The sequence below is a fragment of the Salipaludibacillus keqinensis genome (assembly GCF_003226325.1).
Taxonomy (GTDB): Bacteria; Bacillota; Bacilli; order Bacillales; family Salisediminibacteriaceae; genus Salipaludibacillus; species Salipaludibacillus keqinensis.
Genome location: NZ_PDOD01000006.1, coordinates 232,960 through 259,526 on the forward strand (window position 1 = coordinate 232,960; position 26,567 = coordinate 259,526).

General features: G+C 39.0%; 23 protein-coding genes. 9 read left to right on the forward strand and 14 right to left on the reverse strand.

The features are described from left to right. Positions 1-120: 120 nt before the first annotated feature. Entirely contained in the window at positions 121-1,149 is a 1,029-nt protein-coding gene (locus CR194_RS19475) for a YkvI family membrane protein (RefSeq protein ID WP_110612178.1), read from the reverse strand. An 89-nt stretch (positions 1,150-1,238) separates the two neighbouring features. Between CR194_RS19475 and yyaC the strand changes: the two genes are divergently transcribed. Next, a complete protein-coding gene (gene yyaC, locus CR194_RS19480; protein ID WP_110612180.1) occupies positions 1,239-1,853 on the forward strand; it encodes a spore protease YyaC in 615 nt (204 codons plus the stop codon). 121 nt (positions 1,854-1,974) lie between these two features. Here the strand turns inward: yyaC and CR194_RS19485 are convergent, their stop codons facing one another. The 13 genes from CR194_RS19485 to rpmH form a co-directional block, all read right to left on the reverse strand. Next, positions 1,975-2,685: a DUF554 domain-containing protein gene (locus tag CR194_RS19485; RefSeq protein WP_110612182.1), complete on the reverse strand. Its 711-nt coding sequence runs from the start codon at positions 2,683-2,685 to the stop codon at positions 1,975-1,977. A gap of 10 nt (positions 2,686-2,695) precedes the next feature. Further along, on the reverse strand, positions 2,696-3,850 hold the full coding sequence (locus CR194_RS19490; protein WP_110612184.1) for an aminotransferase class V-fold PLP-dependent enzyme: 1,155 nt from the start codon (positions 3,848-3,850) through the stop codon (positions 2,696-2,698). Between the two features lie 135 nt (positions 3,851-3,985). Further along, entirely contained in the window at positions 3,986-4,837 is an 852-nt protein-coding gene (locus tag CR194_RS19495) for a ParB/RepB/Spo0J family partition protein (protein WP_110612186.1), read from the reverse strand. Further along, positions 4,830-5,591 carry a ParA family protein gene (locus tag CR194_RS19500; RefSeq protein ID WP_110612187.1) on the reverse strand — a complete coding sequence of 254 codons (762 nt, stop codon included), beginning with the start codon at positions 5,589-5,591 and terminating at the stop codon, positions 4,830-4,832. Before CR194_RS19500 ends, CR194_RS19495 begins: the two co-directional genes overlap by 8 nt. A 319-nt stretch (positions 5,592-5,910) precedes the next feature. After that, positions 5,911-6,759: a nucleoid occlusion protein gene (gene noc / locus CR194_RS19505; protein WP_110612189.1), complete on the reverse strand. Its 849-nt coding sequence runs from the start codon at positions 6,757-6,759 to the stop codon at positions 5,911-5,913. A 442-nt stretch (positions 6,760-7,201) separates the two neighbouring features. Then, complete coding sequence (rsmG, locus tag CR194_RS19510; protein ID WP_110612249.1) at positions 7,202-7,918, reverse strand: 16S rRNA (guanine(527)-N(7))-methyltransferase RsmG; 717 nt, start codon at positions 7,916-7,918, stop codon at positions 7,202-7,204. A 22-nt stretch (positions 7,919-7,940) separates the two neighbouring features. After that, positions 7,941-9,833, reverse strand: a complete 1,893-nt coding sequence (mnmG, locus tag CR194_RS19515) for a tRNA uridine-5-carboxymethylaminomethyl(34) synthesis enzyme MnmG (protein ID WP_110612191.1) — start codon at positions 9,831-9,833, stop codon at positions 7,941-7,943. Positions 9,834-9,901: 68 nt separating this feature from the next. Further along, positions 9,902-11,278 (reverse strand): tRNA uridine-5-carboxymethylaminomethyl(34) synthesis GTPase MnmE, encoded by a 1,377-nt coding sequence (gene mnmE, locus CR194_RS19520; RefSeq protein ID WP_110612193.1) that lies wholly within the window; start codon positions 11,276-11,278, stop codon positions 9,902-9,904. Positions 11,279-11,864: 586 nt separating this feature from the next. Next, positions 11,865-12,482 (reverse strand): RNA-binding cell elongation regulator Jag/EloR, encoded by a 618-nt coding sequence (gene jag, locus CR194_RS19525; RefSeq protein ID WP_110612195.1) that lies wholly within the window; start codon positions 12,480-12,482, stop codon positions 11,865-11,867. After that, positions 12,479-13,279, reverse strand: a complete 801-nt coding sequence (gene spoIIIJ, locus CR194_RS19530) for a YidC family membrane integrase SpoIIIJ (protein WP_110612197.1) — start codon at positions 13,277-13,279, stop codon at positions 12,479-12,481. The genes jag and spoIIIJ overlap by 4 nt, the downstream gene beginning before the upstream one ends. Positions 13,280-13,408: 129 nt before the next feature. After that, positions 13,409-13,642 carry a membrane protein insertion efficiency factor YidD gene (gene yidD, locus CR194_RS19535; RefSeq protein WP_110612199.1) on the reverse strand — a complete coding sequence of 78 codons (234 nt, stop codon included), beginning with the start codon at positions 13,640-13,642 and terminating at the stop codon, positions 13,409-13,411. Positions 13,643-13,653: 11 nt separating this feature from the next. Beyond that, positions 13,654-14,013 (reverse strand): ribonuclease P protein component, encoded by a 360-nt coding sequence (gene rnpA / locus CR194_RS19540; RefSeq protein WP_110612201.1) that lies wholly within the window; start codon positions 14,011-14,013, stop codon positions 13,654-13,656. Positions 14,014-14,333: 320 nt separating this feature from the next. Then, positions 14,334-14,471, reverse strand: coding sequence for a 50S ribosomal protein L34 (gene rpmH / locus CR194_RS19545; RefSeq protein ID WP_110612203.1), 138 nt, complete (start codon positions 14,469-14,471; stop codon positions 14,334-14,336). Between the two features lie 684 nt (positions 14,472-15,155). Here rpmH and dnaA point away from each other — a divergent pair. From dnaA to CR194_RS19585, 8 genes are all read left to right on the forward strand, one after another. Next, the gene (dnaA, locus tag CR194_RS19550) at positions 15,156-16,514 is read left to right on the forward strand and encodes a chromosomal replication initiator protein DnaA (protein ID WP_110612205.1); all 1,359 of its coding nucleotides are present in this window, start codon (positions 15,156-15,158) and stop codon (positions 16,512-16,514) included. Positions 16,515-16,731: 217 nt separating this feature from the next. After that, on the forward strand, positions 16,732-17,874 hold the full coding sequence (gene dnaN, locus CR194_RS19555) for a DNA polymerase III subunit beta (protein ID WP_110612207.1): 1,143 nt from the start codon (positions 16,732-16,734) through the stop codon (positions 17,872-17,874). Positions 17,875-18,058: 184 nt separating this feature from the next. Continuing rightward, entirely contained in the window at positions 18,059-18,268 is a 210-nt protein-coding gene (yaaA, locus tag CR194_RS19560) for a S4 domain-containing protein YaaA (RefSeq protein ID WP_158282320.1), read from the forward strand. Positions 18,269-18,280: 12 nt separating this feature from the next. Further along, a complete protein-coding gene (recF, locus tag CR194_RS19565; protein ID WP_110612211.1) occupies positions 18,281-19,402 on the forward strand; it encodes a DNA replication/repair protein RecF in 1,122 nt (373 codons plus the stop codon). Positions 19,403-19,406: 4 nt separating this feature from the next. Then, complete coding sequence (gene remB / locus CR194_RS19570) at positions 19,407-19,673, forward strand: extracellular matrix regulator RemB (protein ID WP_233254438.1); 267 nt, start codon at positions 19,407-19,409, stop codon at positions 19,671-19,673. 75 nt (positions 19,674-19,748) lie between these two features. After that, positions 19,749-21,662 (forward strand): DNA topoisomerase (ATP-hydrolyzing) subunit B, encoded by a 1,914-nt coding sequence (gene gyrB, locus CR194_RS19575; protein WP_110612213.1) that lies wholly within the window; start codon positions 19,749-19,751, stop codon positions 21,660-21,662. 252 nt (positions 21,663-21,914) lie between these two features. Continuing rightward, entirely contained in the window at positions 21,915-24,485 is a 2,571-nt protein-coding gene (gene gyrA, locus CR194_RS19580; RefSeq protein WP_110612215.1) for a DNA gyrase subunit A, read from the forward strand. A 256-nt stretch (positions 24,486-24,741) separates the two neighbouring features. Further along, entirely contained in the window at positions 24,742-25,851 is a 1,110-nt protein-coding gene (locus CR194_RS19585; protein ID WP_110612217.1) for an HD-GYP domain-containing protein, read from the forward strand. The last annotated feature ends 716 nt before the right edge of the window (positions 25,852-26,567 follow it).

Genomic DNA, 26,567 nt, shown 5'->3' on the forward strand with positions numbered 1-26,567 from the left:
TGCATTTTGTTCTATTATACATGAAGAGCATTCTCTCACTCTAGTGCCTCTTTGTCCTTTTCAGTAATTAGGCACTTCCCACAGCTTAGAAACAGTTTTTTCTTAATTTCCTATGCAATATTACGCAGCGGGTTTATCATCAAACCGATGGACAATTGGGTACAACATGATTGCTGCCAAAATATACAAATTCACAAGGCCGTAAAGAGGATACAAAATACTGATTAGCTTAGAAAAACCAAATGTAGTCAACGGAATCATCATCATCAAGAAAAATAGTGACAATAACCAAAAAGGCATTTTCAATAAAGGCTGAAATCTTGTACATAACCCAAGAATGCCGGAAGCTGCGGTCGTATAAATAGCTGCCCAAAGTAATCCCGTCATCACTAGAACCATGAAGTATGGATAATTTTTCAATATGGCAAATAGAGGAATTTCGTACAACATGACTTCTTGTGCGACATTAATAAGCGATTGATTATAAAGAAATGAGACACCTCCTAGCAAAAGCGAACTCCCTAAACTGGCTATCCAAAGTTCACCGCGATGATTTATTTTTTTTCCCACCGCTCCAAGGACGGCAACTAACGGTAAAATATTTAGGGCTGTAAAAGTAAAAGCAGAAGGCCAATTCCTTTGTCTACTCCAAGAAATGTCCATTTTAAAATCAGTGGACCATTGAAAAACTAGTAAGGTGCCTACTAAAAATAAAATTAACATAGGAATTAGAAGCGAGTTCATGGAAGTCATGCCATTCAATCCCCATATGAATAACACCACCAACAAGACAGAAATAATGATCACCCCGTACCAATACGGGATGTGAAGGACTTCAAGAGTCGCTCCTCCACCTGCAATCATAATAACCGTTGTTGAAAATAAATATAAAATAATCATTCCATCATATAGCCCAGTGAGTTTTTTACCCATTAACGTCTGTAAGATAGGAATATAATGCTCAGATTTTTGCTGATAACTAATATCCATAATCACGTAACAGCAAATGAAAAATAAGATCGAAAATAACAAGATAGCCAGTCCGCTTTCATAACCAAAAAACTGCCACAATTCTCTTCCTGAAGCATACCCTGCACCGATCATCGTGCCGATAATCAAAAACATCCATTTTAATCCTGACTTCCACAAGCTCATCCCTCTTTTTCTGATCTTTGACGTATAGATCGTAAATGTGATCCGTATACTGTTACTACTATTTCGGAAATGAGGGTTGTATGATGAATTATGGACAACTTTTCAAAGAAAAAAATCAGCCGAGTGGTCGCTATCATATTCATGAGCCCTTAGCGATTCAACATATGGCAAAAACTATTTTTTCTTTCTTACCCATAGAACCTGATACTCCAATCACAGTCGTTTGCATAGGCAGCGATCGTTCTACGGGTGATTCATTAGGTCCTCTTATCGGAACGAAACTGTTGGAAAGACGTTGTCCTTCATTCTCTGTGTTTGGAACGTTGAATTCTCCTGTTCACGCAAAAAATTTAGAAGAGACTCTCGAATCAATTCATCAGACTGAGAGGAAACCATGGATTATTGCTCTCGATGCTTGTCTAGGCCGTACAGAAAGCGTTGGTTATATGACAGTTAATAATGGACCTGTTTATCCTGGTGTCGCTGTGAAGAAACAGCTTCCTCCCGTTGGAGACATGCATATGACTGGAATCGTTAATGTAGCTGGTTATATGGAAATGCTCGTATTGCAAAACACAAGATTGTCTTTGGTCATGGACATGGCCAATGCCATGTCTGGAGCCCTTTTGCGTGCTGCCTGTTGGCATGAAAGAAGACAAGAAGTTCTTTATCCTTCAGCTGAGAGAAAAATCACATAAAAAGTATACGATGTCCGCTAGAACAATTAACAACTATTAGTCACTATATAAAAAACTTGGAGAGCCCTATCAAAAGGTGGATTCTCCAAGTTTTATTAACTCTTTAAAAACAACGTTACTTTTATAAAGCGAACCATTGGCTATAAATAAGGACAAGCAAAACTGTAATAAGGATCGCCGGCAACAGATTTGCTATCCTTATTTTAGGCATCCCTAATAAATTCAAGCCGATGCCTATTATCATGATTCCCCCAACAGCAGTAATTTCACTAATAATTAAATCAAGCCACGCTTCCGGCAGCCACCGAATAATGAACGTTGCAGCCAATGCGATAGAGCCTTGGTATAATACAACCGGGATTGCCGAGAACATCACACCAATTCCTAACGTTGCTGCAAAAATAATTGATGAAAATCCATCTAATACTGATTTTGTCAATAAGACTGAGTGGTCGTTTCGAAAGCCGCTGTCTAATGCTCCGATAATTGCCATCGCCCCTACGACAAATAATAGTGTGGCAGCCACAAAGCCTTCTGCGAGCGTCCCACCACTTTTACGCTTCATTTTTCGTTCTATCCAACTGCCAACTTCATTTAATTTACCTTCTATATTCCAACGTTCTCCAAGTACACCGCCTAGAGCCAAGCTGATAATAACTAGAAGAAACTGTTGTCCTTCCAGTGCCATTGTAATGCCCAACACAATTACAGCTAGTCCAATCGCCTTCATCACTGTTTCTTTCATATCAGAGGAAATGCGCCTTAGTCGGATACCGAGCCATGCACCGATCACGATTGCCACTCCATTTACAATTGTCCCAAATAAAACCATTATTGAACTCCTATTCTAACAGACTCTCTTTGATTTCTTTCATTGCATTCAAAAACGTATCTACTTCTTCTTTTGTATTATAAGGCCCAAAGCTTACTCGAATGAGCCCTTTTTCAATAGTCCCCAAAAATTCATGAGTCAGTGGCGAGCAATGAAGACCTGCTCTTACTGCTACTCCATAGTGTTGATCAAGAATCATGGCAATTTCATTTCCATCGATGTCACTAATATTAAAAGATACTACCCCTAGACGATTTTCTGCTCTTTTTGGCCCAACGATATGAACGTCAGAAATTCGGTTTAATCCTTCCAAACAGTACAAAGTTAGCTCTTTTTCATGCTCATAGATCTCAATCATTCCACGCCTCTCAACTTCTTCTAACCCTTTTAGTAAACCGACTATTCCCGGTGTATTCAATGTGCCACTTTCCCATCCTACTGGCCACGCTGCTGGCTGGTTAGGTGTTTCTGATTGAGTGCCTGTCCCACCAACGATAATAGGTTTTAAGTTCACATCGTTCCCCACCATGAGTACCCCGACCCCTTGAGGTCCTAGCAACCCTTTATGACCTGGAAAAGCCAGCATATCGATATTCATCTCTACCATGTTAATTGGAACGACTCCTGCCGTTTGAGAAGCATCTACACAAAACAAGGCAGGGTGATCTTTTAATAATGAGCCAATGGACTGGATTGGAATCATTTCTCCCGTCACATTAGAACCATGAGTCACAACGACTAGCTTTGTCCTCTCAGTGAGCTTTGACTCAATCGCTTCAACCCAATTATTTAACAAATCAGTCGGTCTGACGTAGTCAATTTCCACACCTGATTCTGCTTTTACACGCTCTAATGGTCGTCTGACTGAATTGTGTTCATAAGCCGTGGAAATGACACGGTCTCCTTGTTCCCAAGATATTCCTTGAATCGCCTGATTCAGGGCGGTTGTAGCATTTAGCGAAAAAACGACTCTATCAGATGACTGATTACGGAACATCTTTTGTAACTTCATCCGTGTTTGATCTATCATCCCACTAGCCCGCTGAGATAACTGGTGGCCGCTTCTTCCAGGGTTTGCCCCATAGTCGTTTACTGCTTCAGCCATTGCTTTAGCAACTGCTGGAGGTTTAGGAAAGCTTGATGCTGCCTGATCAAAATAAATCATAACTCGTCCCCTCCAATTAATCTTAGAATCAATCTATCCGTTACGAACAATGATTCCCTCTTCATAGATAAAGATGATTTCTCATTTTTGAGAAATCATCTTATTTTACTCACATACGATGAAGCCATTCGTTGGTTATTCTTCTTCCTCTGTTTGATGAAGCAATTCAAGAATTCGTTCTAAATCTTTGTCAGTAAAAAAATCAATTTCAATTTTCCCTTTGTTCTTTCCTTTTTTAATTTGAACATTGGTTCCAAAATAAGCTTTCAAGGTAGATTCCTTGTCTTTTAAGAAAGGTGTTAATGATTTTTTCGATGTTTCACGTGAAACGTTATCATTTGATCGTTGAATCCACTCTTCTAATTGACGGACACTCATACGTTCCTTAAGAACCTTTTGAATTAATGGAGTAAGTTCTTGTTGATTTTTTAAACTTAACAAGGCTCTTGCATGCCCCATCGATAGTTCACCTTCAGATAAGTATTGTTGGGCAATTTGGGGAAGCTGTAATAGGCGAACGTGATTTGCTATATAAGGGCGACTCTTCCCTAAACGTTTTGAGAGCTCCTCTTGAGTCACTTGAAGATGTTCCAATAGCTTCTGATAGGCTTTCGCCTCTTCTAGAGGGTTAAGATCTTCACGTTGTAAGTTTTCAATCAACGCAATTTCCATCATTTCATCTTCTGTTAGTTCTTTTACAACTGCCGGAATAACTTTTAAGTTCGCTTCTTTAGCTGCACGAAAGCGACGTTCACCCACAACAATTTCATAACCTTTTATACTTTTCCGAACGATAACTGGCTGAAGAATACCATGTTGCTGAATCGAGGCTTTCAATTCAGCAATAGCCTCTTTATCAAATACTTTACGTGGTTGGTAAGGGTTAGGTCGCAAGTCTGTCAGTTTCACTTCTTGAACTTTATCATTCCTCTCATCAGATGCATCAGGAAAGAAAGCACCAATACCTTTACCTAGTCCTCTAGCCATGACTCATCACTTCCTTCGCTAGTTCTGAATACACTTCTGCTCCGCGAGACTTCGGATCGTATGTAATGATCGGTTCACCGTGACTAGGAGCTTCTCCTAACCGAACATTTCTCGGAATGATCGTTCGGAAGACTTTTTCTCTGAAATACTTTTTCACTTCCTCGATCACTTGAATACCAAGGTTTGTCCTAGCATCTAGCATCGTTAGTAGCACTCCTTCTATTTCTAAATCTTGGTTTAAATGCTTTTGGACTAATCGAACAGTATTCAATAGCTGGCTTAAGCCTTCTAGCGCATAGTACTCACATTGAACAGGAATGAGCACCGCATCAGAAGCCGTTAAAGAATTAATGGTCAGCAGGCCTAATGACGGAGGACAATCAATAATTATATAATCATACTCATCTTTAACAGCATCAATGGCTCGTTTTAATCTAACTTCCCGTGAAATTGTAGGAACTAATTCGATTTCAGCTCCTGCCAATTGAATGGTAGATGGTAATACAAAGAGATTTTTCGTAGATGAAGGTAATATAACATTTTTTGCCTTCTGATCTTCTACCAGAACATTATAGATACACTCATCAATATCTCCTTTATCGATTCCAATGCCACTCGTTGTATTCCCTTGAGGATCAATATCAATAATGAGAACTTTATTTCCCTCGTGGGCGAGGCATGCACTTAAATTGACTGATGTTGTTGTTTTTCCTACGCCGCCTTTTTGATTCGCGATGGCTATGACTCTACCCATCTTGTCACCTACCTTACTACAGTCTGAATTTTATAAACTTCGATCTTTTTTTGGGAAACTTATCTACTCTTTTATTCTATCATGAAAAAGTAAAAGTGGAGAAAATCGTTGTCTAAAATATTTAATCAAGACCTTTGGCATATCACCCAGGAAGCCTTTAATATCGACGTGACGTTAAACTAGCTGATTTTAACCTGACCAGACTCATTGGTGAGAGTTCTCTGAATAGATAACTGAAGGGCAATCTTATACTAATTTAATAAAAATAAGCCGTAACTACTAGCTTGTAGTTACGGCTTATTGTAAGGATCTATTCAAGTTATTTTTTAGGTATGCGAATCGTAAATTGATAGTAGTCATCGTGTTCTTCTTCATCCGTATTAATAGTCATTCCTGTTTGAGCAACCATATCCACAGACTTTCTAATAGTATTCATTGCTAATCTCGTATCTTTTGAAACGGCTTTTTTAAACGGTTTTTTCTTTTTCTTCGGTTGCTCTTCAGAGAGTTTCTTTATTGCCTCTTCTGTTTGTTTCACATTAAGTTCTTCCTCAATAATTCGCGAAAGAATTTTCTCTTGTTTGTCCTGATCTTTCAATATGATTAACGCTCTTGCGTGCCTCTCCGAGATTTGTCGATTTAACAACGCATCTTGAACAACATTAGGAAGGTTTAATAAGCGCAGCTTATTAGCCACAGTAGATTGCCCCTTGCCTAATCGCTGAGCTAAACTTTCTTGAGTTAACCCGTGAATATCCAAAAGTTTCGCATATGCCATCGCTTCTTCTATGGAAGTTAATCCTTCCCTTTGCAGGTTTTCAATTAAGGCTACTGATGCTGTTTTAGCATCATCAAAATCTTTAACCACTGCCGGAATGGTCTCCCACCCTAACTTTGTGACAGCTCGCCAACGACGTTCACCAGCTATGATTTCAAATTTATTGTTTCTTTCCCGCACGACGATAGGTTGAATAATTCCATGAGTTTGAATGGTTCGGGCAAGCTCATTTATTTTATCGTCTTGAAATACCGTTCTAGGTTGATAACGGTTAGGGACAATTTCTATAATTGGGATTTGCTTTACTTCTTCTCTACCGCTAACTAATTTTTCTTCTGTTGAGTCATTTTTTTCGTTTAGTCCAAACAGTTTTGAAAATGATTGTTTCATGGTGGCACCACCTTCAGAAAACTACCTCTCTTTTAAAAACGTTGCACTCAAGTCCAGGAAGAACAAAAAAAGTTGGGCATTGCCCACTTAACTTTTTCCTGAACAGATCAAGAATGTATTGTCATCCTGTATTTGAAAAGAGAAATGATAAAGCTTATCACTGAGCAAGGATTGTTTCACGTGAAACAATCTATATAAGATAAATAAATGCAAACTTCTATACGTTCCTCGCATATATAGTATACGTGAGATTGGTGAATTCATCTAGAAAATTCGACCATTCCTTTTCAACTTTCTATAGAATACCACTTTATTATACCATTTTCACACAAAGATAGACTATCTTTGTCTTCGAAAAGCTCGAACGTCCAAATGAGCCATCCAGTGTCCTAAATCATTTTCAGGACTTTTTATTTACTTGAGGACAAAGAAAATCAATCGTTTAAATGAGAGGCTGCTTGTTAGGTGTGCCAGGTTTTCTAGGATATGATTTAGGCGTTGATTTCTCTTTTCTAACGACAATGATTGCTCGCTCACTATCTTCTATTGGTAATTTGAAATGATAGTCATTTTCCAGTTTTCCACCTAGTAATTTCAGGGCCCTGGAGGACTGTGCCAACTCTTCAGCAGCCCCTGCACCTTTCATTGCAATGAAACGTCCATTTTTCTTGACGAACGGAAGACAAAGTTCTGATAACACAGGTAATCTTGCAACTGCACGAGAGATGGCTACATCATATATTTCTCGATGATTTTTCAGTCTAGCAAATTGTTCGGCACGATCGTGAAAGAATGATACCCCTTTAAGATCTAATTCTTCAGCTAGTGCATTTAAAAAAGTAATTCTTTTGTTAAGAGAATCAACAATCGTTACATGAATATGAGGAATACAGATTTTCAGCGGAAGACTAGGAAACCCAGCCCCCGCTCCAATATCAATGATACTTTCTTCTTTAGAAATGTCCTCATGAAATAGAACCGTAATAGAATCATAAAAGTGCTTAAGATAAACATCTTTCTTTTCAGTAATCGCCGTTAAGTTCATTCGCTCATTCCAGTCTACTAATACCTCATAGTAGCGTTGAAACTGATTCATTTGCATGTCGGTAAGTGAGATCCCTTCTTTTTGAAGAGCCTCTCGAAATTGTTCTTCATTCATATCTCCATCACCTCTCACCGCTTCAAGCTTCTTGATCAACCTTTTGCAATTTTCCTTGCTCCATATATACAAGCAACACGGAAATATCTGCCGGATTCACACCGGAGACTCTGGACGCTTGTGCCATAGATAATGGGCGAACTTCAGCAAGTTTTTGTCTCGCTTCCATAGCAATCCCTTTAATAGCCATGTAATCCAAGTCTTCAGGGAGTTTTTTATTTTCCATTTTTTTCAATTTAGCAACTTGTTCCAACTGTTTAGAAATGTACCCTTTGTACTTCGTTTGAATTTCCACTTGTTCAGCCACATCTTCATCTAACGGTTTTTCTGGAGGGGCTAATTGAGCTACATCTTTATAAGTTAATTCTGGACGTTTCAGGAGAACATCGGCATGATACGCTTCTTTTAGAAGTGCCGCTCCTGCTTTTTCCATCACTTGTTGAGCTTCATCAGACACTTTGATCATTGTCTTTTCTAAACGACTAATTTCTGTAGCAATCGCTTCTCTCTTTTGTAAAAAACGAGCATAGCGATCTTTTGAAATTAATCCAATCTCATGACCTATTTCCGTGAGACGTAGATCCGCATTATCATGGCGGAGCAATAGTCGATATTCCGCTCGGGATGTTAACAGACGATAAGGTTCGTTTGTACCTTTTGTTACCAGGTCATCAATTAACACACCAATATAAGCATCAGACCGGTCAAGGATAAGTGGCTCTTTCCCTTGTACTTTAAGGGCAGCGTTAATTCCAGCCATCAACCCTTGCCCTGCTGCCTCTTCATATCCGCTTGTTCCATTGATTTGACCGGCAGTAAATAACCCGTTAATTTTTTTTGTTTCAAGGGATGGCCACAACTGTGTAGGAACAATCGCGTCATATTCAATGGCATAACCCGGACGCATCATCCGAACGTTTTGGAGCCCTGGAACGGTCTTCAAAATATTATGCTGGACATCTTCAGGCAAGCTTGTGGAAAGCCCTTGTACGTATACTTCCTTTGTATGACGCCCTTCAGGCTCAAGAAAAATCTGGTGTCTAGGCTTGTCGTTAAACCTGACAATTTTGTCTTCAATCGAAGGACAGTAACGTGGGCCTGTTCCTTCGATCATACCAGAGTACATCGGAGAACGGCTTAAATTATTATTGATTAACTCATGTGTTTCAGCATTTGTATACGTTAACCAACACGGCAGCTGATCTGTAATATATTTCGTAGTTTCATAAGAAAAAGCTCGTGGAACGTCGTCTCCCGGTTGAATTTCCGTTTGATCATAATCGATCGTTTGACCATTTACTCGAGGGGGTGTACCCGTTTTAAATCGAACCATCTCAAAACCAAGCTCTTGCAGGTGATAAGACAGATTGATGGAAGGCTGCATGTTATTCGGACCGCTTTCATAAGCCAAATCACCTAAGATCACTTTTCCTCGTAAATACGTTCCCGTAGTGACTACCACTGCTTTCGCATGATATTCTGCGCCCGTTTGCGTAATCACTCCGCGAATTTGATCTTCTTCTACAATTAATTTCTCTACCATTCCTTGACGAAGCAATAAATTTTCCGTATCTTCAATGGTTTGCTTCATTTCATGCTGATAAGCAAATTTATCCGCTTGTGCCCGTAATGCTCGGACAGCTGGTCCTTTTCCAGTGTTTAACATACGCATTTGAATATGCGTTTTATCAATATTGCGTGCCATTTCTCCGCCTAACGCGTCCAGTTCTCTTACGACAATCCCTTTAGCAGGTCCCCCAACCGACGGGTTACAAGGCATATAGGCAACTGCATCTAAATTCAATGTTAACATCAAGGTATCGGCACCCATCCGTGCGGCTGCAAGTCCTGCCTCTACCCCTGCATGACCTGCACCGATAACGATGACATCAAATTCTCCACCATGATAATTCATCGTAAATTCCTCCTTTATTAAAACGCTAATGGAAGCCCCCTATGACATCATTTAGAGCTTCCTATCAACTATTTCCCAAGACAAAACTGGGAAAATAGTTGATCAATCAAACTTTCATGAACACTGTCTCCAATAACTTCTCCGAGTAGTTCCCATGCTCTCGTAATATCAATTTGAACCATATCAACAGGCATTCCAGATTCTACCGCTTCAAGAGCATCCCTGACAGCCTTTTTTGCTTGATTGAGTAAAGCAATATGGCGGGAATTGGACACGTAAGACATGTCCCCTGTTTCTAAATCCCCTTGGAAAAACAAGTCTTTTATTGCTTCTTCTAATTCATCTACGCCCTCATCTTTAAGTAATGAAGTCGTTACAACTGGTCTATTTCCCGCTAATTCTTTCACACTATTTATATCAATACGGTCTTCTAAATCCGTTTTATTTACAATAATAATCGTATCATGACCTTCTGATAGCTGAAATAGTTCCTTGTCAGAGTCAGTCAATGACTCATTATAATTCAGAACGAGGAGGACTAGTTCCGCATCCTTTATGACTTTTCGAGAACGTTCTACTCCAAGTTTTTCCACTACATCTTCTGTATCGCGAATTCCAGCCGTATCTAAAAGCCTCAGAGGAACGCCTCTTACATTGACATACTCCTCAATAACATCTCTAGTCGTCCCTGGTATATCTGTCACGATAGCTTTATTTTCATGCACGAGACTATTCAATAATGAAGATTTCCCTACATTTGGTCTACCTATAATCACAGTAGACAATCCCTCTCGAAGAATTTTTCCTTGTTGGGCAGTTTGGAGCAGTTTGTCTATTTCTTTCATCACAAACGTACCCTTTTCCTGAAGTATCTCCAAGGTCATTTCTTCCGCGTCATATTCCGGATAATCTATATTTACTTCCACATGAGCAACAGTCTCCAGCAATGCTTGCCTCAACTTTTGCAAACGTTGGGATAACTTCCCCTCTACTTGATTCATAGCCACATTCATTGCCCGATCTGTTTTTGCTCTAATCAGATCCATAACCCCTTCAGCTTGTGAAAGGTCAATCCTTCCATTCATGAATGCTCTTTTAGTAAACTCGCCAGGCTCTGCTAAGCGAGCTCCCTCATTTAACGCCAGTTGAAGAACACGATTGACGGAAATCAATCCCCCATGACAATTAATTTCTACCATATTCTCTTTCGTGTAAGTCCGCGGTGCTTTGAGAACAGAAACCATTACTTCTTCAGTAATCTCACCTGTTTTCGGGTCGACTATGTGACCATAATTGATCGTGTGACTGTCCGCCTCAGATAAAGGTTTCTTTCCTTTGTACAATCGATCTGCTACTTTTAGGGCATCATCTCCACTTACTCGGACAATACCAATCGCTCCCTCTCCCATCGGGGTGGATATTGCTGCAATCGTATCTATATCCATCAGTCCTCCTCCTTTCCTGTAAAAACTAAAATAAACTGGTTCTTCATCTATGAAATAAAAGTGGATAAAATTTCTATATCGTCATATCAATGAATCTTTCGTTACCAAATAAATAGAATACCATAAAGCCTTCCCATAAGAAAGGGAATCAATTCCCTTTTTAGTTAATTTCCAGCCTTTTATCCACAATTTCAGATACAAAGATGCCCAGTCTTCTTTATCCACATGTGTATAATTTGGTCACTTTGTATCTTTTGTTGATTATCCACAATTTCTCGAGGGGATTCAAGTTTTTAAGTTAATCGTCCCAGTAGTTGTTACTCAAATGCTTAACCACCAAAAAATCGGACTTGAGAATAACACTCAAAAGTCCGACCGATCCTATTTTTATTATCTAATGACTATGAGCTACAATGACGATACAGACAGGAGTTTACTGCCTCATAACAAGATGTCATAACTTGCACGGGCTAATCAACTTTTTTATTTTCATCGTATCCTTTCCAAAAAAAGGCCACACCGGAATGTAATGAACCGGTGTGGCCTAGTATTAATAATCATGTGTCGTTTATCTAAGGTGACTGGATCATTTTGGTACAACGACAATACGTCGGTGAGGTTCTGCACCATCAGAAAAGGTGGATACACCTTTCACGTTTTGCAAAGCAGTATGAATAATTTTACGTTCATGAGCATTCATTGGTTCCAAGCGGACTTCTTGTTTCGTCCGTAAGGCTTTTGTACTGAGGCGCTGCGCCAAGGTTTCTAGTGCTTCTTTACGCCGATCACGATATCCTTCTGCATCAAGATGAATACGCAGATAACTTCCTGACTGACGATTAGCTACGAGATTTACAAGATATTGCAAGGAGTCAAGCGTTTGTCCTCTTTTACCAATCAACACGCCTATCTCTGCGCCTGAAATATTTAAATAGAGTCCATCTTTACGCTCTTCTTTTTCGACGCTGGCCGAAATACCCATCTTATCAATTGTGTCTCGCAAAAATAATAACGCTTCGCTGACCGGATCTGGTTTAACCTTCACCTCAACAACAGCTGGCTTTACGCCAATCAAACCCAAAAATCCTTTTTGCGGTTCTTCTACTACATGAAAATCAACTTGGTCTCTGTTTGCTTCAAGCCTTTGTAAACCTAACTCAACTGCTTCTTCTACCGTTTTCCCTGATACAGTCACTTTTTTCACTTGTTTTTCGCTCCCCCCGTAGTCGCTTCTTTATCCTTACCAACATTTGGTCCAGTAATAAAGTACGTTTGAATAATCATAAACAAGTTACCTATGACCCAATATAATGCTAATGCCGATGGGAAGAAGGCTGCAAACGCGATGATCATTACTGGCATGATATACATTAAAGCGCGCATTTGCGGGTTGTCTTGCACCATCATCATTTTTTGCTGAATGAAGGTTGTTGCTCCAGCTACAAGCGGTAAGATGTAGTATGGGTCTGCACTTCCTAATTCGAACCATAAGAACTCCTGAGGTGCACCTGTATAAGACGGATCCACATCGGGATTGATTTGCGGCGTTCGTATAATCGCATGATAAAATGCAATCAAAATTGGCATTTGAATCAAGATTGGGAAACAACCTGCTAATGGATTAACTTTATTCTCTTGGAAGAGAGCCATCATTTCCTTCTGTAATTTCTGTTGTGTTTGTTGATCTTTTGCACTGTATTTCTCACGAAGCTCTTTCATTTCCGGCTGCAGTGCCTGCATTGCTTTTGTACTCTTCGTTTGCTTGATCATTAAAGGTAAAATGAGAATACGAAGTAAAATCGTTACAATAATAATCGCTAAACCGTAACTGTTATTCAGTGCATCTGCAATATTTGTCATTAACCAAGACAATGGGTAAACAAAAAAAGAATCCCAAAACCCACTATTTTCTTCTTTAATTGGTTGATCGATGTTAAAACACCCTGTCATGACGACCATCAAACCAATTAACAGCAAAACTAAACTAAATTTTCTTGCCACTCTAGGTCCTCCTATCTCTTTCCTATCAAGAATATATAATAACGTCAATTAAATAAGCATCTTCTTCCATTGTTTCTTGTTTCATAGAAGATAAACCTTCTTATTTTATGACCGAAATACCCAATATTTCTATTGATCTGTTTGTTTTTGCTTTTCAGGGACCGGATCAAATCCTCCAGGATGAAAAGGCTGACATTTCACCAGTCTCCGAATCGTTAACCAGCTGCCTTTAACAGCACCGAACCTTTTAATTGCTTCCATTCCATAGTGAGAACATGTTGGATAGAAGCGGCATGTTGCTGGAGTAAATCTAGAAATCCATTTTTGATAAAAACGAATCAAAACGATCAATAGCCATTTCATATACATTCACCTCAAGAGTTCACTTGGGATCTTTTTGTAACAAGCTTAGCGACTTTCAGCACATGATAAAGGGATTTCTTCATCTCTTTGTAATCCATCTCTGCTGTTGGCTTCCTGGCAATGATGACAATATCGCGATTTTGATACAACTCTTGCGAAAGTTCACGCAAGACCTCTTTCATTAATCGCTTAATTCTGTTTCTCATGACCGCATTTCCTATCTTTTTACTTACGGATAAGCCAAAGCGACTGTTCGACTGATTCTCTTTGATTACCTGATACACAACGAATTGACGATTCGCTGCCGACTTACCCTTTTGAAAAACATGCTGAAACTCTTCATTTTTCTTTAAGCTCAATTCTCTTTTCATCTTTTTATTGCACCTCACCTAAGTGACCCTATCAACAATACGATTCGTCAAAGACGAACCCAATCTATATTATAAAGAAGATTCGTCCAATTCGCCATCACTTCTATGTACCTTTTTAGAAAATCACCATTGAGCATCATTTCTTTTCAAAATATGCTTCATACACATCAAAAAGAAAAACCAGATCATTACTCTCTCTTTATATGAAAGATTAAGCGTTAATCTGGTTTCTCCTTCGTTCTTTTCTGTCTATGTGGATCTTTCACATTCGTCGTATACTTTATCGAGAAAAAAAGACCACTGATCAGACAGTGGCCTCATTACGCAGATAGTACTTTTCTTCCTTTACGGCGACGATTTGCTAGAATTCTGCGACCATTTTTAGTAGCCATGCGCGCACGGAAACCATGATTCTTTTTGCGCTTTCTGTTGTTTGGATTAAATGTTGGTTTACCCATCTATTCCACCTCCTGAGAATGATTATTCTTAAAATATCGTTATTCACTTATCATTTAAAACTCGTCATGCTATTTTCGATCCATAACGTTCGACGAGATTGACAGTCCTGTAAATTATATGAGACTCACAGTTTAATGTCAAGCCCCCCTTTTGAATATTTCTTTTGAGGCAACTTCTTATCCGATCCACCTTAACTTTTATGCTTGTCCAAGTTCTCTACAAAAAAAAAATTCACTACCCTGTGGACAACTTTCGACAAACTTTCGCAAGTTTCCACAGAGCTCCTCACAAGTTCTACACATGATCTTGTGCTGTGGACAACTTTTAAACACAACCCCTTGAATGATGTGGATAAGTTTTATTAACCATTGTCAATCCTTCTTATATTTGATATCATAATGATGTTTTTCAAGTGGAAAACCTGTGGTAAAATAATAACTATCCACAGGTGTGCACAACTTTGTGGATAGTTGTTCAACCTTCTGTATAGGTTTATCCACATAAGTGTGAATAGAGTGAACAGGATGCTTTTCTTCCTATATGTATAATTACCCACATATTACTGGGGGTAATTTTTATTCAGTTTTATTCATTGCAGTTATACATTTGTTGTACAAGGCGGATTCATTTCGTGAGTTCGCCTTTCTGTTATGGCACAGCGCGTGGCGAAGGAGGGTCAAAGATTGGAAAATTTAAATGATTTATGGGAGCAGGCACTGACAAAAATCGAGGAAAAGGTGAGTAAACCAAGTTATGATACATGGTTTAAATTCACGAAAGCTGATTCGATTGATCAAAGCTCCAATACGATTACCGTGATTGCTCCAAATGAATTTGCCAGAGACTGGTTAGAAAACCGGTATTTTGGGATTATCACGGAAACATTGAACGAATTAACCGGTGCAGAGCTAGAAGCAAGGTTCATTTTGCCTCAAGAAGATAAGAGTGATGAACTGGAGCTATTTGAAAAGGCTAAGCAACCGCCAAAGCCTCAGCCTCAGGCAACTGAAGACATGCCAAAGCATATGCTTAATCCGAAATATACGTTCGATACATTTGTAATCGGCAGTGGCAACCGTTTTGCCCACGCCGCATCACTTGCGGTAGCAGAGGCGCCAGCAAAAGCATACAATCCTTTGTTTATTTATGGTGGAGTAGGACTGGGGAAGACTCACTTAATGCATGCGATAGGTCATTATGTGATGGATCATAATCCAGGGGCAAAAGTGGTTTATTTGTCTTCTGAAAAATTCACAAATGAATTTATTAATTCCATTCGCGACAACAAAGCAGTCAACTTCAGAAATAAATATCGAAATGTGGATGTCCTTTTAATTGATGATATTCAATTTTTGGCCGGAAAAGAACAAACACAAGAGGAATTTTTCCATACGTTTAATTCTCTTCACGAAGAACGGAAACAAATTGTTATTTCCAGTGATCGACCGCCTAAAGAGATCCCTACGCTTGAGGATCGATTACGTTCAAGGTTTGAGTGGGGCTTAATTACTGACATTACGCCACCGGATTTAGAAACAAGAATTGCTATCTTAAGAAAAAAAGCGAAAGCTGAAAATTTAGATATTCCAAATGAAGTTATGCTTTATATTGCAAATCAAATTGACACAAACATTCGTGAATTAGAAGGTGCCTTAATCAGGGTGGTTGCTTACTCATCGTTAATTAATCAAGATATGAATGCAGATCTTGCGGCTGTAGCTTTAAAAGATATCATTCCTAATTCAAAGCCTAAGAAAATTAATATTCAAGACGTACAAAAATGTGTCGCTGCAGCCTTTCAAGTGAAAGTGGAAGACTTAAAAGCAAAAAAACGTACAAAAACAGTTGCCTATCCGAGGCAGATCGCTATGTACTTATCGAGAGAATTAACGGACAACTCGTTACCAAAAATCGGAACAGAGTTCGGAGGGCGAGATCACACAACAGTCATCCACGCTCATGAGAAAATATCAAGATTGTTTGCAACCGATCAAGAACTGCAACAACAAATCCAAGAAATTAAAGATCAATTGAAATCATAGACTTGTGTGAAGTGTGTATAACTCAGCTAATGTTATGCACACCTTGTCCACAGGTGGATAACTTGCCACCATTGGGCTTTTCATTAGTTATCCACATATTCACAAGCATTACTACGAGTACTTCTATATTTTTAGTACTAAAAAAAGATATATAAATAGACTATTAACACTGAACAAACATTCAAATTCATTTGTCAGGAAAGAGAGGAAAATAACTATGAAATTCACGATTCAACGCGATCGATTTGTACAAAGTGTCCAACATGTTTCCAAAGCTATTTCTTCGAGAACGACGATTCCGATTTTAACGGGGATAAAAATTGAAGCAAGCGAAGAAGGAGTCACGTTAACAGGGAGTGATTCTGATATTTCAATTGAATCCTTTATTCCCACTGAAGATGGTGACCATCAACTTGTTGAATTAGAACAAGAAGGATCCATTGTTCTACAAGCACGTTTTTTTGGTGATATCGTAAAAAAACTTCCTGAAGATACGATTGAAATCATGGTTTCTAACCAATTTGTTACTCAATTAAAGTCAGGTTCTTCAGTTTTTAATTTGAACGGTCTAGACCCTGAAGAATATCCAAGGTTACCTGAAATAGCAGAAGAGAATGTATTCAAAATGCCTAAAGATTTGCTGAAGAGCATTATTCGTCAAACGGCTTTTGCAGTCTCAACTGTTGAAACACGCCCTATTTTGACGGGAATTCATTGGTCTTTAGAAGACGGACACCTTACATGCACGGCGACAGACAGCCATCGCTTAGCTATGCGCCATGCTCAGGTGGAAACGAACACATCAGATCTAGAATTCTCTAACGTAGTCATTCCAGGTAAGAGTCTAAATGAGTTAAATAAAATTCTAGATGACACCGATGAATGGATTGATATTATTGTGACTGACAATCAAATTCTGTTTAAAGCGACGAATCTTTTATTTTTTTCCCGTTTATTGGACGGAAATTATCCAGCAACAAAGAATATGATTCCAACTCAGTCGAAAACTACCGTGAAATTAAAAGCTAAAAATTTGCTTGATGCTATCGAACGAGCACTATTGCTTTCAAGGGAAGGTAAGAACAACGTAGTAAACGTTAAGACGATTGAAAATAATGAACTAGAAATAACGTCTGTTACTCCTGAAGTAGGTAAAGTAACAGAAGATGTTCAAAGTCTTGACTACACCGGGGATGAGTTGAGAATCTCTTTTAATGGAAAAAATGTCATTGATGCATTAAAAGTCATTGAGTCAACAGAAGTTGAGATCAATTTCACGGGAGCTATGAGCCCATTTGTAATGAAACCTGCTGAAAGAGATCATATGCTTCACCTGTTCTCACCTGTTCGCACATATTAAATCTTCCCTAAGAAAAACGAAAAACTAGAAAACAGCCCTTTTAATTTATGCTAAAAGGAGCTGTTTTTTTTTGATTGGCGTTTAGTGAATATTTTTAGTACAATGTAGAGTGATAGAAATTGTGTGCGTGTTGATAAAAAGTTATCCATAGAAAGTGAGTGACCTCATTTTGGAAGAAACGATTATGATTAAAGATGAATTTATTACGCTCGGACAAGCGCTAAAAGAAGCTGCAGTCATCGATTCAGGAGGTCAGGCAAAATGGTTTTTGGCTGATATTCCTGTCTGGGTAAATGATGAAGAAGAAAACCGACGTGGCCGTAAACTTTACCCTGGTGATCAAGTGAAGATAGAAGATATGGGAACAATTGTGATTACCAGAGATGATGAATAAAGAGGGATTTCGTTGCACATTGATCAACTGAAATTAAAAAATTACCGGAACTATGGTCAGCTAACGTTGTCCTTTCAGAACCGGGTCAATGTCATTCTTGGTGAGAATGCCCAAGGGAAAACAAATCTGATGGAAGCTATCTATGTTCTTGCTATGTCTAAATCTCACAGAACATCACGGGATAAAGAGCTTATCCGCTGGGATCAGGCGTTTGCCAAAGTTGAAGGTCACTTAACGAATCGGAATGGGCCACTTCACATGGAAGTGGTGTTTTCTAATCAAGGAAAGAAAGTCAAACTCAATCATATTGAGAAGAAACGTCTCAGTGACTATATTGGATCTTGTAACATTGTCATGTTTGCCCCGGAAGATTTAACGTTAGTGAAAGGAAGTCCGCAAATCAGACGCCGCTTTCTCGATATGGAAATGGGACAAATTCATCCCATTTACCTCTATCATTTATCTCAATACCATAAGGTGTTAAAGCAACGAAACCAGTGGCTAAAAAATGTGCAGCAAAAGAAAGTGAAAGCAGATCCGGCTATGCTTGAAGTGATGACGGATCAATTGTTGCAGTCGGCAGCTCATGTCATTACGAAAAGGTATGCCTTTTTAGAAAAGTTGCAGTCATGGGCTGAACCGATTCATCTTGAGATTAGCCGCGGTAAAGAAAAACTAGAAGTGATTTATGCTCCTTCATGCCACGTATCAGAAGAGATGGATTTGTCCACAATGATGATAGCTTTGAAAGAGGAGTTTTCGAGAGTTGAAGAGCGTGAGTTGCAACGGGGTACCACGTTAATAGGTCCCCACAGAGACGATTTGACATTTATAGTAAACGAACGCAATATCCAAACTTACGGCTCACAAGGCCAGCAACGAACCACAGCTTTATCACTAAAACTGGCAGAAATTGAATTAATTAAAGAAAAAACAGGTGAATATCCGATTTTACTCTTGGATGATGTGTTATCAGAACTAGATGATTATCGGCAAACTCACTTATTAAATACAATCAAAGGGAAAGTTCAAACATTTGTCACCACAACAAGTGTGGACGGTATTGATCATGAAATGTTGCGGGAAGCGGAAACATTTTATGTTGAAGAAGGATCAATTCAGCAAAAAGGTTGAGGTGATGATTATTTTTATACATTTAGGTGGAGATATGGTTCTGAAAGCAGAATCCATTGTGGCGATTATTGATCACCACAGTCAGGCCCTATCATCAGAGAATAGGGATTTCATTAAGAGTAATAAAAAACAGAAGGCGATTGTTAAGGTTACAAAGGATACTCCAAAATCTTATGTGATCACAGAGGATGAAGTGTATCTATCCCCTATCTCGTCTCACACCTTGAAACGAAGGGCTGAAGTCGTAACAATCGTACCTGAAGAAGAATAAATGAGATTCAACAAAAGAATAAAGATTTAGATTACTTAGCAATGTGATTGCTAGGAGAAGTGTAGGTGAAGTAAATTGACCGTGGATCAGCATTCCTATGATGAAAGTCAAATTCAAGTATTAGAAGGTTTAGAAGCTGTTAGAAAGCGACCGGGGATGTATATCGGCTCAACAAGTGTTCGTGGGCTGCACCATCTTGTTTGGGAAATTGTTGATAACAGTATTGATGAAGCAATGGGCGGCCATTGTGACACGATTAAAGTAACGATTGAAGAAGATAATTCCATTACGGTTGAAGATAATGGGCGTGGGATTCCGGTTGGAATTCATGAAAAAATGGGTCGTCCTGCTGTAGAAGTCATTATGACTGTTCTTCATGCTGGTGGTAAATTTGGCGGCGGTGGGTACAAAGTTTCCGGTGGGCTGCATGGTGTGGGGGCTTCCGTTGTAAATGCCTTGTCAAGTCACCTAGAGGTAGAAGTCCATCTAGATGGGAAAGTCCATTTAATTGAGTTTACTCGTGGAATTCCTAATGCGGATTTAAAAGTGATTGGTGAGACGGAAAAGACAGGAACTATCATTCGCTTCAAACCAGATGAAGAAATTTTTACGGAAACCACAGAATACGATTATGATATTCTTGCTAATCGCTTGAGAGAACTTGCCTTTTTAAATCGTGGACTCCGTATTTTCATTACGGACAAGCGCGTAGAAGATAAATCTGCTGAATATTTTTACGAAGGCGGAATTAAGTCCTTTGTGGAGCACTTAAATCGGACAAAAACCCCACTTCATGAAGAACCTGTATTTATCGAAGGAGAAAAAGAAGGCATTTCCGTCGAAGTAGCGATGCAGTATAACGATGGTTTCGCTAGTAATTTATACTCGTTTGCAAACAACATCAATACTCACGAAGGTGGAACCCACGAATCCGGTTTTAAAACGGGATTAACGAGGGTGATCAATGATTACGCGAGAAAAAATGGTTTGTTTAAAGACCAAGATCCAAATTTAGTCGGTGATGATGTAAGGGAAGGTTTAACAGCCATTGTGTCTGTGAAAATACCTGATCCGCAATTTGAAGGTCAAACAAAAACAAAGCTAGGTAACAGTGAAGCTAGAACGATTACTGATTCATTGTTTTCTGAACATATGTCCAAATTCATGGGTGAGAATCCAACAGTAGCTCGGCAAATCGTCGAAAAAGGTTTGATGGCTTCCAGAGCAAGAGATGCTGCGAAAAAAGCCCGTGAATTAACGCGTCGAAAATCTGCATTAGAAGTGAGTTCGCTGCCGGGAAAATTGGCAGACTGTTCCACAAAAGATGCTTCAATAAGCGAATTGTATGTGGTGGAGGGTGACTCAGCAGGTGGTTCTGCGAAACAAGGGAGAGACCGTCACTTCCAGGCGATCTTGCCGTTACGTGGAAAAATTATAAATGTTGAGAAAGCACGGTTAGATAAAATTCTTGCAAACAATGAAATCCGTGCGATTATTACGGCATTAGGTACAGGGATCGGTGCAGATTTTGATATTTCCAAAGCGAGATATCATAAGATCATCATTATGACTGATGCCGACGTGGATGGTGCGCATATTCGTACGCTTTTATTAACGTTTATCTATCGCTATATGCGTCCTTTGATTGAAAAAGGCTATATTTACATTGCACAGCCGCCTTTATACAAGATCACACAAGGAAAAGTTATTCATTATGCTTACAACGATAAAGAAAAAGAACGGATATTTGGAGAGTTAGCAGATTCACCGAAACCGGGGCTGCAGCGTTACAAAGGTCTTGGTGAAATGAATCCTACGCAATTGTGGGAAACAACCATGGATCCTTCTATGAGAACTGTCCTACAAGTGAGTTTGACAGATGCGATGTTAGCAGATGAAGTATTCGATACATTAATGGGTGATCGCGTAGAACCGCGAAGAGACTTCATCCAACAAAACGCCCATTACGTGAAAAATCTAGACATTTAAGCTCGATGGCAAACCATGCAGGTTATACTTGCATGGTTGCTGTCTCACAATAAGCAAAAATAAACCGGCAAGCTACCCTCATTTTTACATAATGAAAGTGTCGTAAAAATATGTTTTCTGATGGGCGAAGGAACGAGTCATTGGAACTAATATATACACACCAGCTATTTTTTGAAAGCTGAATGTTTGATATGTTGCAACAGCCAGGTAGATAGCCAACCGGTTGGAATTAGGTGAACGGAGGTACAAAGAATGTCTGATCAAGACCAATCCAGAGTGAAAGAAATTAATATTAGTCAGGAAATGAGAACGTCTTTTATGGATTACGCCATGAGTGTAATTGTCAGTCGTGCACTTCCTGACGTTCGAGATGGGTTAAAGCCGGTTCACCGACGTATTTTATACGCTATGAATGAGCTGGGAATTACTGCTGAAAAATCTTATAAGAAATCTGCTCGTATCGTTGGGGAAGTTATTGGTAAGTATCATCCTCATGGTGACTCAGCTGTTTACGAAACGATGGTTCGTATGGCCCAGGATTTCAGTTATCGTTATATGCTTGTCAACGGTCATGGAAACTTCGGTTCTGTGGACGGTGATGCAGCTGCAGCGATGCGTTACACAGAAGCAAAAATGTCGAAAATCTCCATGGAACTAGTGCGAGACATTAATAAAGATACAATCGATTACCAAGAAAACTATGACGGCTCAGAATCTGAACCGATTGTGATGCCTGCTAGGTTTCCTAATTTACTGATTAACGGGACTTCCGGTATCGCAGTAGGGATGGCAACAAATATTCCACCTCACCACTTATCAGAAGTTATTGATGGAGTATTAGCTTTAAGTAAGAACCCTGAGATTACAGTGGCTGAATTAATGGAACATATCCCAGGTCCTGACTTCCCAACGGCCGCTGAAATCGTAGGTGTATCAGGAATTCGACGAGCGTATGAAACGGGTAAAGGTTCCATATTGATTCGTGCAAAAGCTGAAATCGATGAGCATAACGGAAAACCTCGAATCATTGTGAATGAACTTCCATATCAAGTGAACAAAGCCCGATTGATTGAAAAAATTGCTGAGCTTGTTCGCGACAAGAAAATCGATGGGATTACAGATCTTCGAGATGAATCAGACCGTACAGGCATGAGAATCGTTATTGAACTTCGCCGTGATGTGAATGCGAACGTATTACTCAACAATTTATATAAGCAGACAGCGCTTCAAACAAGTTTTGGGATCAACATGCTTGCTCTTGTGGACGGACAACCGAAAGTGTTGTCATTAAAACAGACGCTGTATCATTATCTAGAGCACCAAAAAGTTGTTATCAAGCGCCGCACGGCATTTGAGTTAAGAAAAGCCGAAGCGAGAGCTCACATCCTTGAAGGACTGCGTATTGCTTTAGATCACTTGGATGAAGTGATTGCACTTATTCGTGCTTCGCAAACGACTGAAATTGCTCGTAACGGATTGATTGAGAAGTACGAACTTTCTCACGACCAAGCACAAGCGATTCTCGATATGCGTTTACAGCGCCTTACTGGCTTAGAGCGAGATAAAATAGAAGCCGAATATGCTGAGTTAGTAGAAAAAATTGCTGAACTTAAAGCGATACTAGCCGATGAAGAGAAAGTATTGGAAATTATTCGTGAAGAATTAACGGACGTCCGTGACCGTTACGCTGACGAACGTCGGACTGTTATTACGCTCGGAGAGGATAGCATGGAAGATGAGGATCTTATACCTCGTCAAAATGTTGTCATTACCGTTTCACACCACGGTTATATTAAACGATTGCCGGTGTCTACGTACCGTAGTCAAAAACGTGGTGGACGCGGGGTACAGGGAATGGGAACTCATGATGAAGACTTTGTTCGTCATTTATTCGTAACGAATTCCCATGATCATTTGTTGTTCTTCACAAACAAAGGAAAAGTGTACCGTATCAAAGGGTATGAAGTGCCAGAACAAAAGCGAACATCAAAAGGAATACCTATTATCAATCTTTTACAAATTGAAAAAGACGAATATATCAGTACGGTTATTCCCATTTCTGATTTTGAAGGAACTCAGTCACTTTTCTTTATGACGAAATATGGCGTATCAAAACGTACAGAACTCAAAGCGTTCTCGAAAATCCGTCGCGGAGGTCTTTTTGCTATTAAGTTACGCGAAGAAGATGAACTGCACGGGGTGCGACTTACCGACGGCAGCAAGGAATTAATTGCCGGAACACGTAAAGGGATGTCGATCCGTTTCCATGAAAATGATGTGAGACAAATGGGTCGAACGGCTGCGGGCGTGAAAGGAATTAATCTTAAAGAGGACGATGAAGTGGTCGGAATGGACATTATCGAACCTAATCATGATATTTTAATCGTGACTGAAAAAGGATTCGGTAAACGAACGCCGATTGAAGAATACCGCCAGCAGTCTCGAGGTGGTAAAGGGATTAAAACATGTAATATTACCGATAAAAACGGAGATCTTATTTCTCTTAAAGTTGTAGCAGATGATCAAGACTTAATGGTGATTACTACAAACGGTGTAATTATCCGAATGCACGTAGGCGAAATTTCGCAAACAGGACGGAGCACTCAAGGAGTTCGCCTCATTCGCGTTGCTGAGAATGAATTTGTATCTACAGTCGCTCGTGTGAACGTAGATGATATGGATGAGGAAGACGAAGAAACTGCCTTAGATGGTGACGAGACGGTAAACGAGGTACTTGATGATCCTGTGGTTTCAGAGGAAACAACTGAAGAAACAGAAGAGGGTCATGAAAACACCGAAAAACCGGAAAAAGATGAAGAATAATGATAAGTTCATGAAACCTGGAGGCCTTGGGCTTTCAGGTTTTTTGCGCATTTTCATGTCTCTCAAGTAAATTTTATCTATTGGAGAATAGATTAAGAAAAAAAGAACGTAAAATTCTCGTTCTGCAACAAATACTAAGTTAAAAAACCTGAAGATAGGACATTTCAATCTTATATATGAATATTATGGAAAAACCATTGACTTTTCACCTATTTTTCTTTCCAATAGAAGTAATACGACTGAAGGAGCGGCCATAATGAATGTAAACATAAATGAACTAGTTTCAGGTTGTATATTAACCAAGGATGTTTGGAAAAAATCCAATAATCCCTTAATGAAAAAGAAAACTGTCCTAACAAAAGAGCATATTCAAATATTAACGATTTTCTTGGTGGAAAATGTGAATGTTGAGCCTAAACTTGTGGATGGATCTACTTTTAAACCGAAAAAAGTAAACGAAGAGATAAAAGAAGATCATGAACCAATTGTCCAACGTAGACAAGATGATTCTTTTATCAATCGTTACTTAAAGGCTGTTCAACAATATAAAAAACTTTTCATCGATTGGCAAGGAGGTATGAAAGTAGAGGCCTACGAAGTTCGAAAAGTTTTCTTGCCTTTATATGAGTTTGAGCCAACCCAAGACGAACTTATGCAACTTCATCATTACACGACGAAACAAGACTATATTTACTTCCACTCCGTAGCCGTTAGTGTATTTAGCTATTTACTTGGAAAGAAACTAGATTTAAAAAGTGGTGAAGTGATCCAACTGGGGTTAGCGGGATTATTATCTGATTGTGGCATGTCAAAGCTCCCTTTCAATGTTTTTGAGAAGAAAGGCTCTTTAACAGCTTCTGAATATAATGAAGTAAAGAAACACCCAATTATAGGATATAGAATGCTTGAGGAGATTCCCGGTTTTTCTAAGAATGCGTTATTAGGTATTCTTCAGCATCATGAAAGAGAAGACGGCAGTGGCTATCCTCTTCATATAAAGAGAAGTAAACTTCACCAATATGCGAAAATAATTTCTGTAGCGGACGTCTTTCATGCTATGACATCAGAGAGGCATTATCGTAGTAAACAATCTCCATATAAAGTGATTGCCTCATTAAAGATTGACCAATTTGGTAAATTGGATCATAAAATTTTAAACCAATTTATAAAAATTCTATTGGATTTATCTATTGGACGCAAAGTGAAACTGAGCAACGGTTTGGTAGGCGAAGTACTCTATCAGAATAGTCAGCATCCAACAAAACCTGTAGTAAAAGTTCACAGGGACGAATATTTGGACTTAGCTAAAAATCCAGAGTTGTTTATAGAAGAAGAACTTCCTTTCGATTATATAGAAGAAGCATAAGTGTAAAGACGGTTGCAATTGCAGCTGTCCTTTTTACTATTGGTATTGGTTTTGAGTGGGGAAGATAAGTCTCTCATTAGTATGTAAAGAAGTCTCGTTAGCATTTGATTACAATTGTCGGATTGGTGCTGAGAATAGATTAAGATAAAACGCAACAAATTCTGAGGGAACTTAATGGTTTGTTCTCAACAAAGGAGATCCAGCTAAATCCAGTTTAATGAAGATTAAGCAGAAGTCACACTTGTTTCTGTGTTGTAGGAGGGATACAGTCCAGCGAAGAGTTATATCAAAGTTCTTATTAACAATAATGTCTAATAGCACTAAATAGATAAAGGATTTTCAGTTAAATGAAAAAAGAATGTTCTGAATACGATTTCCCTATTGCTATTATATAAATGAATGTGATATATTATTAAACGTTGCTGAAAAAACAAATCATTGTTTCGCCAAAAGAAAACAATGATTTTAAAAAAGATGTTGACGACAAGCAAATTATTTGTTATGATTTATAAGTCGCAACAGACAAGCGACACATTGTTAGTGACCTTTGAAAACTAAACAAAAAGCCAAGCGAAGTGGGATATTTTAAAATATCCCGTCAATGAAACAAATTTTTAACTTTTTGATGTCAGAGACATCAAACTTGATGATTAGTCATCGTACTTTATCGGAGAGTTTGATCCTGGCTCAGGACGAACGCTGGCGGCGTGCCTAAT